Annotated in this window: 14 protein-coding genes and 1 pseudogene; 7 read left to right on the top strand and 8 right to left on the bottom strand. The window is 43.6% G+C overall.

Annotated features, from left to right (window positions below; all coding sequences use genetic code 11):
• Nucleotides 1-28 precede the first annotated feature (28 nt).
• From HCZ42_RS02515 to mscS, 3 genes are all read left to right on the top strand, one after another.
• A complete protein-coding gene (locus tag HCZ42_RS02515; RefSeq protein ID WP_167419198.1) occupies nucleotides 29-1,189 on the top strand; it encodes a phosphoglycerate kinase in 1,161 nt (386 codons plus the stop codon).
• Nucleotides 1,190-1,343: 154 nt separating this feature from the next.
• Nucleotides 1,344-2,420: a class II fructose-bisphosphate aldolase gene (fbaA, locus tag HCZ42_RS02510; protein ID WP_167419197.1), complete on the top strand. Its 1,077-nt coding sequence runs from the start codon at nucleotides 1,344-1,346 to the stop codon at nucleotides 2,418-2,420.
• A gap of 461 nt (nucleotides 2,421-2,881) precedes the next feature.
• Nucleotides 2,882-3,748, top strand: coding sequence for a small-conductance mechanosensitive channel MscS (gene mscS / locus HCZ42_RS02505; RefSeq protein ID WP_167419196.1), 867 nt, complete (start codon nucleotides 2,882-2,884; stop codon nucleotides 3,746-3,748).
• A gap of 42 nt (nucleotides 3,749-3,790) precedes the next feature.
• Here mscS and HCZ42_RS02500 read toward each other — a convergent pair whose 3' ends face one another.
• Together HCZ42_RS02500 and HCZ42_RS02495 are read right to left on the bottom strand one after the other, a co-directional pair.
• Entirely contained in the window at nucleotides 3,791-4,273 is a 483-nt protein-coding gene (locus tag HCZ42_RS02500) for a YbaK/EbsC family protein (protein WP_167419195.1), read from the bottom strand.
• Nucleotides 4,274-4,279: 6 nt separating this feature from the next.
• Nucleotides 4,280-4,909, bottom strand: coding sequence for a LysE/ArgO family amino acid transporter (locus tag HCZ42_RS02495; RefSeq protein WP_167419194.1), 630 nt, complete (start codon nucleotides 4,907-4,909; stop codon nucleotides 4,280-4,282).
• Between the two features lie 144 nt (nucleotides 4,910-5,053).
• Here HCZ42_RS02495 and HCZ42_RS02490 point away from each other — a divergent pair, with 144 nt between their 5' ends.
• On the top strand, nucleotides 5,054-5,950 hold the full coding sequence (locus HCZ42_RS02490; protein WP_167419193.1) for a LysR family transcriptional regulator ArgP: 897 nt from the start codon (nucleotides 5,054-5,056) through the stop codon (nucleotides 5,948-5,950).
• A gap of 103 nt (nucleotides 5,951-6,053) precedes the next feature.
• A complete protein-coding gene (locus tag HCZ42_RS02485; RefSeq protein WP_167419192.1) occupies nucleotides 6,054-6,749 on the top strand; it encodes an oxidative stress defense protein in 696 nt (231 codons plus the stop codon).
• A gap of 62 nt (nucleotides 6,750-6,811) precedes the next feature.
• Here HCZ42_RS02485 and pykF read toward each other — a convergent pair whose 3' ends face one another.
• Nucleotides 6,812-8,224, bottom strand: coding sequence for a pyruvate kinase PykF (gene pykF / locus HCZ42_RS02480; RefSeq protein WP_167419191.1), 1,413 nt, complete (start codon nucleotides 8,222-8,224; stop codon nucleotides 6,812-6,814).
• Nucleotides 8,225-8,656: 432 nt separating this feature from the next.
• On the opposite strand from pykF, the gene HCZ42_RS02475 reads away from it, so the two are divergent.
• Together HCZ42_RS02475 and glmS are read left to right on the top strand one after the other, a co-directional pair.
• Nucleotides 8,657-9,418 (top strand): DeoR/GlpR family DNA-binding transcription regulator, encoded by a 762-nt coding sequence (locus HCZ42_RS02475; RefSeq protein WP_167419190.1) that lies wholly within the window; start codon nucleotides 8,657-8,659, stop codon nucleotides 9,416-9,418.
• Nucleotides 9,419-9,487: 69 nt separating this feature from the next.
• Entirely contained in the window at nucleotides 9,488-11,320 is a 1,833-nt protein-coding gene (gene glmS, locus HCZ42_RS02470; RefSeq protein WP_167419189.1) for a glutamine--fructose-6-phosphate transaminase (isomerizing), read from the top strand.
• 373 nt (nucleotides 11,321-11,693) lie between these two features.
• Here glmS and HCZ42_RS02465 read toward each other — a convergent pair.
• The 5 genes and pseudogenes from HCZ42_RS02465 to HCZ42_RS02445 all read right to left on the bottom strand — a co-directional run.
• Nucleotides 11,694-11,825, bottom strand: a pseudogene (locus HCZ42_RS02465) (IS982 family transposase); the annotation flags it as partial.
• 196 nt (nucleotides 11,826-12,021) lie between these two features.
• Nucleotides 12,022-12,912 carry a DUF7916 family protein gene (locus HCZ42_RS02460; protein WP_167419188.1) on the bottom strand — a complete coding sequence of 297 codons (891 nt, stop codon included), beginning with the start codon at nucleotides 12,910-12,912 and terminating at the stop codon, nucleotides 12,022-12,024.
• 1 nt (nucleotide 12,913) lies between these two features.
• Nucleotides 12,914-13,246, bottom strand: coding sequence for a PTS lactose/cellobiose transporter subunit IIA (locus HCZ42_RS02455; RefSeq protein WP_254868873.1), 333 nt, complete (start codon nucleotides 13,244-13,246; stop codon nucleotides 12,914-12,916).
• 12 nt (nucleotides 13,247-13,258) lie between these two features.
• Nucleotides 13,259-14,599, bottom strand: a complete 1,341-nt coding sequence (locus HCZ42_RS02450; RefSeq protein ID WP_167419187.1) for a PTS sugar transporter subunit IIC — start codon at nucleotides 14,597-14,599, stop codon at nucleotides 13,259-13,261.
• 14 nt (nucleotides 14,600-14,613) lie between these two features.
• The gene (locus HCZ42_RS02445) at nucleotides 14,614-14,925 is read right to left on the bottom strand and encodes a PTS sugar transporter subunit IIB (RefSeq protein WP_175579365.1); all 312 of its coding nucleotides are present in this window, start codon (nucleotides 14,923-14,925) and stop codon (nucleotides 14,614-14,616) included.
• Nucleotides 14,926-15,195 lie beyond the last annotated feature (270 nt).

The following is a 15,195-nucleotide window of genomic DNA, read 5'->3' as shown; positions in this document are numbered from 1 at the left end:
ACTTTTTGAATATTTGAGAGGACACATCATGTCTGTAATCAAGATGACTGACCTGGATCTAGCAGGTAAACGTGTATTTATCCGTGCGGACCTAAACGTACCAGTAAAAGAAGGCAAAGTGACTTCTGATGCACGTATCCTAGCTTCTCTACCAACTATCAAGCACTGTCTAGAAGCCGGCGCTAAAGTTATGGTTACTTCTCATCTAGGTCGCCCAACGGAAGGTGAGTACGCTGAAGAGTTCTCTCTACAACCTGTTGTTAACTACCTAAACGACGCACTAGATTGCGAAGTTAAGCTAGCAAAAGACTACCTAGACGGCCTTGAGCTGAACGTTGGTGAACTTGTTGTTCTAGAAAACGTTCGCTTTAACAAAGGCGAGAAGAAAAACGAAGAAGAGCTATCTAAGAAATACGCAGCACTATGTGACGTATTCGTGATGGATGCATTCGGTACTGCTCACCGTGCTCAAGCGTCTACTCACGGCGTTGGTATGCACGCACCTGTTGCTTGTGCTGGTCCTCTACTAGCAAATGAACTAGACGCGCTAGGTAAAGCAATGGACAACCCAGCTCGTCCAATGGTTGCTATCGTAGGTGGTTCTAAAGTTTCAACTAAGCTGACAGTTCTTGAGTCTCTATCTAAGATCGCTGACCAACTTGTTGTTGGTGGTGGTATTGCAAACACTTTCATCGCAGCGGCTGGCCACAACGTTGGTAAGTCACTATACGAAGCAGACCTAGTAGACACAGCTAAGAAGCTAATGGACGAATGTGCGATTCCAGTAGCGACTGACGTTGCATGTGCAAAAGCATTTGATGAAAATGCAGAAGCTGAAATCAAACACGTGTCTGAAGTACAAGACGACGACATGATTTTCGACCTTGGTCCTGACTCAACAGCAGAACTTGCTGAGATTCTTAAAAATGCGAAAACTATCCTATGGAATGGTCCAGTAGGCGTATTCGAATTCAAGAACTTCGAAGCGGGTACTAAAGGGATCTCTGAAGCGATCGCTTCTTCAGAAGGTTTCTCTGTAGCGGGTGGCGGCGATACGCTAGCGGCTATCGACAAGTTCGGCATCAAGGCTGACGTATCTTACATCTCTACAGGTGGCGGTGCGTTCCTTGAGTTCGTAGAAGGCAAAAAGCTTCCAGCAGTAGAAATGCTAGAAGCGCGTGCTAAGTAATTAAACAAAGGCGGGGAGTGATTCTCCGCCTTTCTTGTTTGCTGCAAGTCACATTGTTCTTTGCTAGAATATCCCGAGTTGTGAGCAAACGTTTGCAAGAATTTAAACTTAACAAGTTTTATTTTTAAAACGACAGATAAATAGGATTAAATCCATGTCTAAGATCTTCGATTTCGTAAAACCAGGTGTTATCTCTGGCGATGACGTTCAGAAAGTTTTTGAAGTTGCTAAAGAAAACAACTTCGCGCTTCCAGCGGTAAACTGTGTAGGTACTGACTCTGTAAACGCAGTACTAGAAGCAGCTGCAAAAGTTAAAGCTCCAGTAATCGTTCAGTTCTCTAACGGTGGTGCAGCTTTCTTCGCAGGTAAAGGCGTTAAACTTGAAGGTCAAGGTGCTCAAATCCTTGGTGCTATCGCTGGTGCTAAATACGTTCACGCTGTAGCTGAAGCTTACGGTGTGCCAGTTATTCTACACACTGACCATGCAGCTAAGAAACTTCTACCATGGATCGACGGTCTTCTAGACGCTGGTGAAGAGTACTTCGCACAAACTGGTAAGCCACTATTCTCTTCTCACATGATCGACCTTTCTGAAGAGTCTCTAGAGGAGAACATCGAAATCTCTGCTAAGTACCTAGAGCGCATGGCTAAAATGAACATGACTCTAGAAATCGAACTAGGTTGTACTGGTGGTGAAGAAGACGGCGTAGACAACTCTGATATGGACGCGTCTGAGCTATACACTTCTCCAGAAGACGTTGCATACGCTTACGAGAAACTAAACGCTATCAGCCCACGTTTCACTATCGCTGCATCTTTCGGTAACGTTCACGGTGTTTACAAGCCAGGTAACGTTGTTCTAACTCCAACTATCCTACGTGATTCTCAAGCGCACGTTTCTGAGAAATTCGGTCTGCCAGCGAACTCTCTAAACTTCGTATTCCACGGTGGTTCTGGTTCTTCTCTAGAAGAAATCCGTGAATCAATCGGCTACGGTGTTATCAAAATGAACATCGATACTGATACGCAGTGGGCAACTTGGGATGGTATCCGTAAGTACGAAGCGGAAAACCACGATTACCTACAAGGCCAAATCGGTAACCCAACTGGTGAAGATGCGCCAAACAAGAAGTACTACGATCCACGTGTATGGCTACGTGCTGGCCAAGTTGCAATGGTTGAGCGTCTAGAGCAAGCATTTGCTGACCTTAACGCAGTTGACGTACTATAATCGGTAGCGATCGAGTTGTTTAAAAAGCCCGCTCTTAGAGCGGGCTTTTTTACGCTTCTTGAAAGCGTACAGGCTGAATGATTGATGACTTGAAGCATCGATTGGGCGCATTTGATAAATCTAAGTATGCCTTAAATACGCAATCAGTTGATCGTCTCAATTAATGAAATTGTGTTTGATTATCGACCAGACGATGCAATTTTGCGCAAAAAGTATGGCGAAATGTAAAGCCATTGCGTAACCTGTAACAAGCCAGTATCAAGCAATGCAGATAACTCGTTGTTTTGAATATATTTGCAAAAGTCTGACTTGAAAAAAGTTGGCTTTAAGATATTGTGCCAAAATTCTGACGATTGTTTCAGTACAACGATCTGGATGTGGTTAACATTTAGGGCTCGGTTGCAGCTCGCAAATACCTTTTTCTCGGTTAAATAAAAATCTGTATTTAGAGGATACAAATTATGGCAGGTGAATCTATGGGCGTTGAGGCGCCTTTAGCGGAAGGGCTCTCTCAGGCTGAAAAGTGGTTGAACAGTAACTCTGACTTACTGATTCAATACGGTGTGAACATCATTTCTGCGCTGCTTATCCTATTTATCGGTAACATTATCGTTAAAGCGGTGGCTGGTAGCATTTCTAAAGTGCTAGAAAAGAAAAATATGGACAAAGCGGTTGTTGAATTTGTTCACGGTCTAGTTCGTTACCTACTGTTCATCATCGTACTTATCGCAGCGCTTGGTCGCGTAGGTGTTCAAACGGCCTCTGTCGTTGCAGTCATTGGTGCAGCGGGTTTGGCTGTTGGTCTTGCTCTTCAAGGCTCACTATCTAACTTTGCGGCAGGTGTGCTTATTGTTGCGTTCCGTCCGTTCAAATCTGGCGATTACGTAGAAGTTGGCGGCGTGGCAGGTAGCGTTGAAGCGATTCAAATCTTCCAAACGGTACTAAAAACTCCAGACAACAAAATGGTGGTTGTACCAAACTCTGGCGTTATCGGTGGTCCTATCACTAACTACTCTCGTCATTCTACGCGTCGTATCGACCTAGTGATTGGTGTCTCTTATAACGCGGATCTGAAACAAACTAAACAAGTTATCCGTGACACGCTAGAAAAAGACCCTCGTATTCTTAAAGATCCAGACATGACGATTGGCGTTCACGCACTGGCAGATTCTTCAGTGAACTTCGTGGTTCGTCCTTGGGTTAACACTGCGGATTACTGGAACGTTTACTTCGATTCAATGCAAGCGATTAAAGAAGCGTTGGACGAGAACGGCATCGAAATCCCATTCCCACAAATGGATGTTCATCTGAACAAAGTCGAAGGCTAATTCGAACCATTGTTAATAAGCGAGGCAGATGCCTCGCTTTTTTTATATCTCGTAATACGGATTAGGCAGTGAGCTGAGAATCTTAGACAACTCAGAACCGGTAAATCCAATCGTTCGCTCTGGGTGTCCTGGTGTGTAGAGGATCTCGTCGTGTTGATAGAGTCGGCTATCGACAAAAATTGTGATGTCATCAGGCAATCCGAAAGGGCATACTGCGCCCGGTACACAACCAGTTTGTTCAGTCATTTCGTCATTGCCGACAATTGATACGCGCTTACCGGTAATCTGTTTAATGGCTTTGCTATCCAGTCGACTGTCTTTATCGGTGATATACAGCGCGTAGCCAGAAGGCTTCATCTTGAGAAACAAGCTTTTACTGTGTGTGCCAGTCCAACCAAGTTCACTTGCGACTTTGACGTCGGTTTCGAAGTCTAAAATCGGCTCGTGCGTCCATTCGTTAAATGGGATGTCTAATTGATTGAGTAACTCAGTGTTAAAGCGATAAATTTTTTCCAGTTTATCCACAATCCTCTACCAATGATTTGTAGCCAGTTCTTTGGCCAATAGAAACGCGATCACGTACATCATAATGGCAATTACAATATCAATACTTTGTTTTACTCTCGGTTTTGATAAGGTCGGAGCCAGTTTTGCCGCACCGACAGATAGGGTGTAAAACCAAACAAAGGACGCCATCATAGTGCCGAGAGCGAACGCAATTCGATCTTGTCCCTCAAATTGTCCGCCAATCGAACCAAGTATCACTACCGTATCCAAGTACAAATGAGGGTTAAATACCGTTACGGCGATAGCACCCAAAGCCACAGCGCGCTTGCCGCGTAAATTTTGGCTGGTGGTCGTCTCGCTTTGCGTGGAATGGCTAAAGGCACTTTTGAAAGACAAGTATCCGTAGAAGCTCAGAAACGCGATACCGCCAAGCGTCACCGCAATGAGTAGTGTTTCGTTTTGCGACAAAATCGCACCACCGCCAAAAATACCCAGTGAAATAAAGAAAACGTCCAAAAAGCTGCAGATCGTTGCGGTCGTCAGGTGATGATTCCGCTTAATGCCTTGATTGAGCACATAAGCATTTTGCGCACCAATGGGAATGATCATGCTGGCTCCCAATCCAAAGCCCTGAAATAACAGCCAAAAGTTCACGTTTTCTCTCCTGTTAACTATGTATTAATTACTGAATTAACAAGATAGAACGAGTAGGTTTATAAGTATAATTAATGATTTTAATGTCATATAAGTACTGCTAATGTTGTGGGAAGGACTAAATGCAAACAGGCTGAGGGAAGTATGCGTGGTTTAGACTACAAGTGGATAGAAGCGTTAGAAGCGGTGGTGAGTAGCGGCAGCTTTGAACGTGCAGCCGAAGAGCTGTTTGTCTCTCAGTCGGCGATATCACAGCGGATTAAGCAGTTGGAAAAGTTCATCGCTCAGCCTGTTGTGATCCGCGAACAACCACCACGACCAACGCCAATCGGTAAAAAACTGTTAGGTTTTTACCAGCGTGTGCAGTTGCTGGAAAACGAGTTGATCCCGGAGCTTGGCAATGACAGTAGCAAGCGCCCGCTCAATATCTCTATCGCGACTAACGCCGATAGCCTCGCAACATGGTTACTCCCTGCGCTTGCTCCATTGATGCAATCGCGTAGAGTGGAACTCAATTTTGTCGTTCATGCTGAAGCGCGCACACTGGATAAACTGAAAAATGGTGAAGTGACGGGCGCGATCAGTATGGAGCCCAAAGCAATCACTGGCTGCCAGGCGCAATACTTAGGCCGAATGGATTACGTCTGCGTCGCGAATCCAGAGTTTGTCGCGCGATACTTTTCCGATGGTGTTACCCGAGAGGCATTGCAACATGCACCAGCGGTTTCTTACGATCAGCACGATAATTTACACCGTAGCTTTCTCCAACAGCATTACAATATTGACCCTGACAGCGTCATCAACCATCACGTCGCGAGTTCAGAAGCTTTTGTCAACATGGCTCTAATGGGCTGTGCGTATTGTTTGATCCCAAGAGTACAGATCGAAAAAGAGCTCAATGATGGGCGTTTGATCGATTTGATTCCCGGCTTTTTTATGACCTTTCGAATTTACTGGCATCACTGGCAGCTTGAGACCGGATTACTGCAAGAGATCAGCGAGGCGATTGTTTCTCATGCCCATTCTTTGCTGTCCAAATAGCCATTTGACTGAGTAAATTCTCTGTCAGATCAAAGGAATAAACTTGGTCTAATATGGTTCATTTCCTATTATGTATGGATTCCATCACATACGGAGACGCGGAATGAAACGAGTTCCTACAGTAATTGCAGCGCTGCTGACCAGCGCACTTAGCTTCGGCGCGATGGCCAACAATGTCGATTTCCCACACCTGTCGACTTCTGGCTATGGCGAAGTGGTCGCGACACCAGACATGGCAGAGTTTACCGTTCGAGTGGTTGAGACAACTATGACCGCTGAGCAGGCAAAGCAATCCGTTGATAAAGTTGTGTCTGATTTTCTTGATGAGCTCACCGAGCAGGACGTGAGCAAAGACAACATCACCAGCTCAAACCTGTACCTGTCTCCGCAGTACCGTTATCCAAAAGAAGGCAAACCTGAGTTAGTGGGCTACCGTGCTAGCCGAACAGTGAATGTGACGGTAGATGATTTGGCTAAGCTGAATCAGTATCTGGACATCGCGCTGAACGCGGGTATTAACCAAGTCGACAACATCAGTCTCAAAGTCAAAGATTCAGAAAAATACCGTGAGCAAGCGAGAATGGAAGCAATCAAAGACGCCAATAGCAAAGCGAATTCACTCGCGAAAGGTTTTGGTCACAAACTAGGTAGCGTGTGGCAAATCGACTACAACATGCCAAGTTCTCAGCCAGTGTTGATGCGTTCAATGGCGATGGACGCCAAAATGGAGTCCAACACTTATCAAGACTCGACGATCGTGATCCGCGATCGTGTCGATGTGATTTATAAATTGGACTAGCGAGCAAAAACAAAAAAAGAGGGCCGAAGCCCTCTTTTTATTTATCTCGTAAACGTTATGAATTAAAGAACGTGTACAGATGCAGTGTTTGTCGTACCTGAAGCAACTAGAGCGCCTGAAACCATAACAACGATGTCACCTTTGTTACCTAGACCAGTTTCTAGAGCAAGCTCTTTACCAGCAACGTAGAATGCGTCCGTGTTCTCGATAGAATCAACAACAACTGGTGTTACACCTTTAGTAAGAACTAGCTGAGCCGCCGTCTTCTTGTTGGTTGTTAGTGCTAGGATGTTTGCAGTTGGGAAGTACTTACGTACTGAACGTGCAGACTTACCGCCTTCAGTTGCAACAACGATCAGCGGAGCTGCTAGTTTCTCAGCTGTATCTACTGCACCTTTACATACCGCTTCAGTGATACGTAGACGTGGGCTGTCTAGACGAGAACCTAGCTCAGCTTTAAGCGCTGAATCAGTACGGTTCGCGATTTGAGCCATGATAGTTACTGCTTCAACAGGGTATTTACCTTTCGCTGTTTCACCAGAAAGCATTACCGCGTCAGTACCGTCCATGACTGCGTTAGCAACGTCGCCTGCTTCCGCACGAGTAGGACGTGGGTTGTTGATCATTGAATCAAGCATTTGCGTTGCAGTGATAACCATCTTACGAGCACGGTTACACTTCTCAATCATCATTTTCTGAGCGAAGATTACTTCTTCAGCTGGGATTTCAACACCTAGGTCACCACGTGCAACCATGATGCCGTCAGAAAGCTCTAGGATCTCATCGAAGTTATCAACACCTTCTTGGTTTTCGATCTTAGAAATGATGTGGATGTTCTCGCCGCCGTTTGCTGCAAGTACTTCACGGATTTCTTTAACGTCAGATGCTTTACGGATGAAAGAAGCCGCAACGAAGTCAACGCCTTGCTCGCAACCAAACTTAAGGTCGTTCTTATCTTTTTCAGATAGTGCTGGTAGGTTTACAGAAACGCCAGGAAGGTTAACACCTTTGTTTTCGCCTAGTGCACCGTTGTTAAGAACTTTACATTTAACTTCAGTGTCAGTGGTTGCGATCACTTCCATCTCGATTAGACCGTCGTCTACTAGGATAGTGTTACCAACGTTTAGGTCAGCGGCGAAACCTGGGTAAGTTACCGCAACGATGTCTTTGTTACCTACAACTGAAGTGTCAGTTGTGAAAGTGAATTCTTGACCAGCTACTAGATCAACGTCGTCGCCGTTTTCTAGTTTGATAGTACGGATTTCAGGACCTTTAGTGTCTAGAAGAATCGCAAGTTGCTTACCAGTTGCTTCCATTACTTTACGGAAGTTCGCGATACGAGTGCCATGCTCTTCGTAGTCACCGTGAGAGAAGTTTAGGCGCATTACGTTCATGCCTGCGTTTACTAGTTCAGTTAACTTCTCTACAGATTCAGTTTTAGGGCCAATCGTACATACGATTTTGGTCTTTTTCATGGAAGATACTCTCCGGTCAATAATAGTTACAATTTGAAAGTTGTTACTTAGGTTGAAGTCTATGCTGTCGACCGAGCATTTAGTGCCTGCTTTTCGTCGGTGACGGCGCTCATTCATCGGGACTTCAAAACTGAAAGTCTTTCACCAAGTTTAGTCATTTTATGACCAAGTCGGCACACTAACATTCAGTATTTATGTGACTAAACCAGTATATATGGGTTTAGTTGCAAAAAAATAACGTTCAATTCTGTAATTTTTTTTCTTTTAGGTGGCGCATTCTATCACCTAATTCATCCAATATCACTGCTTAAGAATTGTCTTAGGACAAGGTTTTATCGCTAATTATTAATTTTTTGGATCAAAATAAATGGACTTGAAAGTTTCGTTTTGACTATAATAAGTTTCACTTCGAAATGTAAAAATTAAGAATAAATGTCGAAACGAAACACTCAGCTCAGAAGACACACTATTTCCAACTTAGTAAACGAAAAAGGGGAAGTGAGTGTAGAAGAGCTATCTCAGCGATTTGAAACATCAGAGGTCACAATTAGAAAGGATCTCGCGTCACTAGAAAAAAACGGTCAGCTATTGAGACGCTACGGCGGAGCGATTGCACTGCCGAAAGAAGTTGTCAGTGATGAAATGAACCATAATGTTTCGGTTCGTAAGGATGAACTCGCGCAAGCAGCGGCAAAGCTGATCCGCGAACACAACCGTATCGTTATCGACAGTGGCAGCACGACTGGCGCATTGATCAAACAGTTGGATGGTATGCGCGGACTCGTAGTGATGACCAATTCTCTTAATGTTGCTAATGCGCTAAATGAACTAGAGAGCGAGCCAACGTTGCTGATGACAGGCGGGACTTGGGATGCCCACTCCGAGTCTTTCCAAGGCCAAGTCGCTGAATCCGTTCTACGATCTTATGACTTTGACCAGCTTTTTATTGGGGCAGACGGCGTTGACTTAGAGCGCGGCACGACCACGTTTAATGAACTCGTTGGCTTAAGTAAAGTCATGGCAGAAGTGTCTCGCGAAGTGATCGTCATGGTCGAGTCAGAAAAGATCGGCCGCAAGATCCCAAACCTTGAGCTCGCTTGGGATGCGATAGACGTATTAGTGACAAACAAAGATCTCTCGACCGAATTCAAACAGATCATCGAATCCCATGGGATCAAAGTGATCTGCGTATAGCGTTTTTAAATTACAACCCGATCAGGCCTTTGCTTGCTGCCGTTCGGAAGGAAAAGTATTGGAGTTAATATGTGTGGAATCGTAGGTGCGGTAGCACAGCGTGATGTAGCAGAAATTTTAGTTGAAGGTCTTAAGCGATTGGAATATCGCGGATACGACTCAGCTGGTGTTGCCGTTGTAGACTCGGAGTCTAATCTGACACGCGTTCGTCGTTTGGGCAAAGTACAAGAGTTGGCTGACGCGGTTGATGAAATTGGCGTTACAGGCGGTACTGGGATCGCGCATACCCGTTGGGCAACACACGGTGAACCATCAGAAACGAACGCACACCCACACATGTCTGGTGACATCGCCGTCGTGCACAATGGCATTATCGAAAACTACGAAGAGCTGCGTGAAACGCTACGTGAGCGCGGCTACGTGTTTGAATCTCAAACTGATACGGAAGTAATTGCTCACTTGGTGGAGTGGGAGCTTCGCAGTACAGATTGCCTAATTGAAGCGGTACAGAAAACCGCAAAACAGCTGGAAGGTGCGTACGGCACTGTTGCGATGGATCGTAAAGATCCGTCACGTATTGTTGTGGCTCGTTCAGGTAGCCCAATCGTCATTGGTTTTGGTGTTGGCGAGAACTTCCTAGCTTCAGACCAATTGGCGTTACTGAGCGTGACTCGCCGTTTTATGTATCTAGAAGAAGGTGACGTGGCAGAAATTACTCGCCGCGAAGTGACCGTATTTGACCAATCAGGTGAGCGTGTTGAGCGCGAAATTACCGAATCAAACGCTGAGCATGATGCGGGTGATAAAGGTAAATACCGCCACTTTATGCAAAAAGAGATCTACGAGCAGCCAACCGCATTGATCAACACTATGGAAGGGCGCATCAGCGCGGATTCAGTGGTGACTGAGTCTATTGGTGTTAACGCTGCGGATATTTTGAGCCGTGTTGAGCACGTACAGATCGTCGCATGTGGTACCTCGTACAACGCGGGTATGACCGCGCGTTACTGGTTTGAAGACATTGCTGGCGTAAGCTGCGATGTAGAAATTGCCTCTGAGTTCCGTTACCGCAAGTTTGTCACGCGTCCAAACAGCCTGTTGATCACTTTGTCTCAATCGGGTGAAACCGCAGATACGCTAGCAGCACTGCGCCTAGCGAAAGAAAAAGGTTACATGGCGGCGATGACCATCTGTAACGTGGCGGGTTCTTCTTTGGTTCGTGAGTCTGACTTTGCCTTTATGACCCGCGCGGGGGTTGAAATTGGTGTGGCGTCGACCAAAGCGTTTACCACGCAACTCTCTGCGCTACTGATGTTGGTGACGGCGCTTGGTAAGCAGCAAAACCGCATCAGCAAAGAGAAAGAAAAAGAGATCGTGGAAGCGTTACACGCGTTACCTGCGCAGATCAATTCCGCATTGGCATTTGAAAAACAGATCGAAGCTCTGGCGGAAGACTTTGCTGACAAGCACCATACGTTGTTCCTAGGTCGTGGTGAGTTCTACCCAATCGCGATGGAAGCGTCACTCAAGTTAAAAGAGATCTCTTACATCCACGCGGAAGCTTACGCGGCGGGCGAGCTAAAGCACGGTCCTTTGGCGCTGATTGACGCTGATATGCCAGTCGTGGTGGTGGCGCCTAGCAACGATCTGCTTGAAAAGCTGAAATCAAATATTGAAGAAGTGCGCGCGCGTGGCGGCTTGTTGTATGTCTTTGCTGACGTGAATGCGGGCTTTGAAGCCGATGAAACGATGAAGATCATTGCAATGCCTCACGTTAGCGAAATCACCGCGCCGATTTACTACACTATTCCGATGCAGCTGTTGTCTTACTACGTAGCCCTAATCAAAGGTACCGACGTTGACCAACCTCGTAACCTAGCGAAAGCGGTAACGGTGGAATAATACTGAATCATCACCAAGTTGAATTTGTGAGAGAGTAATAAAGATTCATACTGAGTATTAAAGTGTCATACTAAAATGCCCCAAAACTGTTTAGTTCAAGATTCTTGACTCGATACTGTTGTCATTCGTTGACCTACTTTGGGTAATGGTTAAATATGTACCTAGCTTACTAAGGCGTGGTAAATAGAAGATGTCTGTATTTTGTGGATTCAATGGCCATGGATCGGCTTGCGCAATGTCAGGGTATATCAGACTTAGTCGTCGGTGATTTATGACAGATTGCAATAGTTAAGCAGAGTACTTTAGACGGACAAGTTCTGGCATACATTGTTTGTCTAACAATTGTTATGTGCTTAATTAACCTGAGATCGGTTTAAGCCATCGCTATCAATCCTGATTTTTCAGTGGTTGTTATGTTTAGCGATGGCTTTTCTGGTTTTAGGCAGTACGCGATTAACCCACCGAGTAAGTTCAACATGAATCCATGCAGACTCCCGTGTCTAGAACTAAACCTAGAGCAGTTAGTTTAAAGTTCCTTTTCATAATAAATACCTCTTGGACTATATTTATTGAATTAAATTAATTTGTTAGAACAATAGATATATATAACCATATCACGATAGTTATATAGAGTTATAGGTTAATTGCTTACTTAACTACTTAACTATTAAATTTTTTGGTGTGGATTAATTTGAATATAATTATCGACGGTTTGCCATCCTTTTAAATTGATGACGACGACCTCGAATAGTCATTCCCATACGAATAATATTTTCTGGTACAGCGAGCCCTCCATAACCACCATCCCCGATATGAACAATATCAGCCCCGGCAGCTTTTGAAGCCATGGTGACTTTTTCTATATATTGTTCACCAGCGCCTTCTTGAGACGTGCCAATAGCTAATAGCCCCAACATATTATTTTCATGAACAGCAGACATCATTTGATAAGCAATTTCAGGCGTAACGCCAGGAGTCGTATATGGTGCAGGGAACATAACAATATCTGCACCGGCGGAAGAAAAGTCTTTCACGATATCAAGGTTGTAGTCATTACCAATACCACCACCGTGCATTTTCCCTGCAATGATTAATAAGTCGTCGGATATTTCACGAACAAGGCGAATGGCATCTAAAATGGTTTCTTGGGATACTTGCATTCCAGGATTTCCAGTCAGCATGACATATTTCAAACCAAGCCTAACCACTTCTTCTACAGTTTCTCTTGTTACAGAGCGTCCGATTGCAATATTGGAAAAGTCATGAGGGACGGGTTCTAGGTTACAACCAATAATACGTCCGCTCAGTTCTTTTAGCTCTTCAATCGTGAAATACTCTTTTACTTGATGATTCGCGGCTCCATTGACATTGGCTTTAGGATCAAAGACATCAAGGCAGTTTAGCGTAATGAAATCAGCCCCCAGGCTTGCAGCAATCTCAGCTCCTGAGACGAGATCAAATGGTGGTTCGGCTGACACTACATTTTCAACCATCATCGAACGACCTTCTGAGTGCCTAATGCAGTCAACAAGATCACGGCGTGATATTTTGGTAATGTCTTCTTTTGTTAAGTCAAAAATACGCTTCTTCATCTTATTCACCGCTAAACTCTTTTCTAAGTTCAATAATTTCTAATGCTAAATCCCTACATAACATTGTTGTCATAATATGATCTTGTATATGCGTGAGAATTAATGTCATTGGCACTTTCCCTGTCCCTTCGTCGAATCCAATAAGACTGGTTTGGCGTTTATGGACATTTGCTAACGCTTCATCACCTATAGCTATCATTTCATAAGATTGGTCGAAATTTTTAAGACGTGCTTCTAACATAGCCTGCATGAAAGATGATTTAGCTTCACCTACAGTACAAAGTAAAGTCATTAAAAACTCTTCATTAATATCACTAGCTTGATTAATTTCCATAAATTTTACCCGTTATTCTGTAATTGGCTTATTCGATGTTAAGTTAGAATCTAGTTCTGATTTATTATTACGGTTTTCTTCAACTAATAATTGTTTTTCATGTGCTTTAAAAAATGGATAAAAAATTGCCATACTTACCAGAACACAAACCAAAACTACGATTGCTGCCATACTGGAATTCGTTGCCATTACTGCACCAATAGGCGCTGGCATTGTCCACGGTGGTAAAGCAACAACTTTTGATATGAAGTCAGTTTTAAATGCAATCCAAACGATACAAGTATTAACAATTGGGGATAACATCCAAGGAATGAAATAGTTAACATTCATTACAATAGGTGTACCGAAAATCACGGGTTCGTTAATATTAAATGCTCCAGGAATAATTGACATTCGACCAATGGTTTTTAAATGGGTGGCTTTAGAACGCATCATTAAAACGACAAATCCTAGCGTACCGCCAGCACCACCAACGAAAATAAAGAAATCAAGAACTGGATTTACGAATATTTTAGGGATTTCTTGTCCAGCGGCAAGGGCATCTTGGTTCAGACCTAAGTTAACCATCAAAATAGGGTATAAAATTCCAACGACGACAACTTGAGAACCATGGATACCAGCAAACCATAATAGTTGAATCACAATTACAGCCAATAAACATGCAAAAAATGAGTCAGAAGCGGCCACAATCGGTTTGAAAATTTCCATGACAGCACTTGGTATAGTCATCTCGTTATAACCAAGAACTACATTAAGGGAAACGACGATGACAGTAAGAAATACGATCGGAATGAGTAGATCGAATGAAGCTGAAATTTTTGGTGGTACTGCTTCAGGAAGTTTTAGTCGAATATTGTACTTAATCAGTAGACGTTGTAATTCAGGTACAAACAATCCGCAAAGGATTGCTGTAAATGCGCCCGCGCCACCCATATGTGCGATTGGCATTATACCGCCATGGTCGGGAATAAATTTTATTGGCGCAGCCGCTAAAAGAAACGTGAACATAGACAATAAACCCGTGTTGAGTGCCCTTAATTTGTAATGCTCAGCAAGACTAAAACCAATACTGAATGCGGCATATAAGGAAAAAATCCCCATACTAACTTGAAATGAAGAGAGGATATTTCCTTGACCAATGGATTCGACAATTGATTGCCATCCTTGTAAAAACGCATTACTTGTACCAGGAGGGAAAGCCAAAACCAAAAGTAGAGAACCAACGATTAAGAAAGGCATCGTTGCTACAAACCCATCTTTAATCGCGTTTATATGGGGTTGGGTTGAAACCTTATAGGCGATTGGAGTGATCACCTTTTCAACCATGTTTGTGATTTTATTCATAGCACTCATATTTCTATATCCTTTTATTTAAGAGAGCTGTATAGAGCGATTGCTTGATTTAGGATTTCATCACCTTTCATCATTCCGTAATCAATCATTTCAATTAAGCCGCAAGCTTTGCCTTGTTCTTCGGCTCTGTGTTTAAAGTTTTCGAATTGAAATTTCACTTGAGGAGCAACAAGGCATACATCGTTTTCTTTTAAACGGTCTTCAAATTCAGAAATTGAATAGGCGTTAATTTCACACTCAATTCCCATTTGCTTCGCGGCTTGTTGCATTTTGTTAACTAACATACTTGTAGACATCCCTGCTGAGCAGCATAAGAATATTTTCATCATTCCCTCCAAACTTGAACTATGTGAATTCTCAATAATTTTAATCTACAAAATTTTGAATAAATAGTATCCGTGTCACACCTTTGCTTGTTTTTTGGTCTGTTTGTTTTTTGATTAAAATAGAATTTCCTTTTAAATTGTTGATTTTAATGTGATTTATTTCGTGTGGCGAGTTATTCCTTATCTTCAAAATATTGAAGTTAATCGCATTTAGTCCATGTCTGGGTTGTGGTTACAGTAAGGGTTATGTATGTTTATTATTAAATAAAC

This window comes from Vibrio hepatarius, assembly GCF_011806575.1.
GTDB classification, from domain to species: domain Bacteria; phylum Pseudomonadota; class Gammaproteobacteria; order Enterobacterales; family Vibrionaceae; genus Vibrio; species Vibrio hepatarius_A.
The sequence above is the reverse complement of the archived record's forward strand: the minus strand, read 5'-3'. Positions and strand labels throughout refer to the sequence as shown.

Excerpts from the sequence above, each read along its gene's own strand:
- HCZ42_RS02515 (WP_167419198.1), top strand. The coding sequence starts at position 29 with ATGTCTGTAATCAAGATGACTGACCTGGATCTAGCAGGTAAACGTGTA.
- fbaA (WP_167419197.1), top strand. The coding sequence starts at position 1,344 with ATGTCTAAGATCTTCGATTTCGTAAAACCAGGTGTTATCTCTGGCGAT.
- mscS (WP_167419196.1), top strand. The coding sequence starts at position 2,882 with ATGGCAGGTGAATCTATGGGCGTTGAGGCGCCTTTAGCGGAAGGGCTC.
- HCZ42_RS02490 (WP_167419193.1), top strand. The coding sequence starts at position 5,054 with ATGCGTGGTTTAGACTACAAGTGGATAGAAGCGTTAGAAGCGGTGGTG.
- HCZ42_RS02485 (WP_167419192.1), top strand. The coding sequence starts at position 6,054 with ATGAAACGAGTTCCTACAGTAATTGCAGCGCTGCTGACCAGCGCACTT.
- pykF (WP_167419191.1), bottom strand. The coding sequence starts at position 8,224 with ATGAAAAAGACCAAAATCGTATGTACGATTGGCCCTAAAACTGAATCT.
- HCZ42_RS02475 (WP_167419190.1), top strand. The coding sequence starts at position 8,657 with ATGTCGAAACGAAACACTCAGCTCAGAAGACACACTATTTCCAACTTA.
- glmS (WP_167419189.1), top strand. The coding sequence starts at position 9,488 with ATGTGTGGAATCGTAGGTGCGGTAGCACAGCGTGATGTAGCAGAAATT.
- HCZ42_RS02460 (WP_167419188.1), bottom strand. The coding sequence starts at position 12,912 with ATGAAGAAGCGTATTTTTGACTTAACAAAAGAAGACATTACCAAAATA.
- HCZ42_RS02455 (WP_254868873.1), bottom strand. The coding sequence starts at position 13,246 with ATGGAAATTAATCAAGCTAGTGATATTAATGAAGAGTTTTTAATGACT.
- HCZ42_RS02450 (WP_167419187.1), bottom strand. The coding sequence starts at position 14,599 with ATGAGTGCTATGAATAAAATCACAAACATGGTTGAAAAGGTGATCACT.
- HCZ42_RS02445 (WP_175579365.1), bottom strand. The coding sequence starts at position 14,925 with ATGAAAATATTCTTATGCTGCTCAGCAGGGATGTCTACAAGTATGTTA.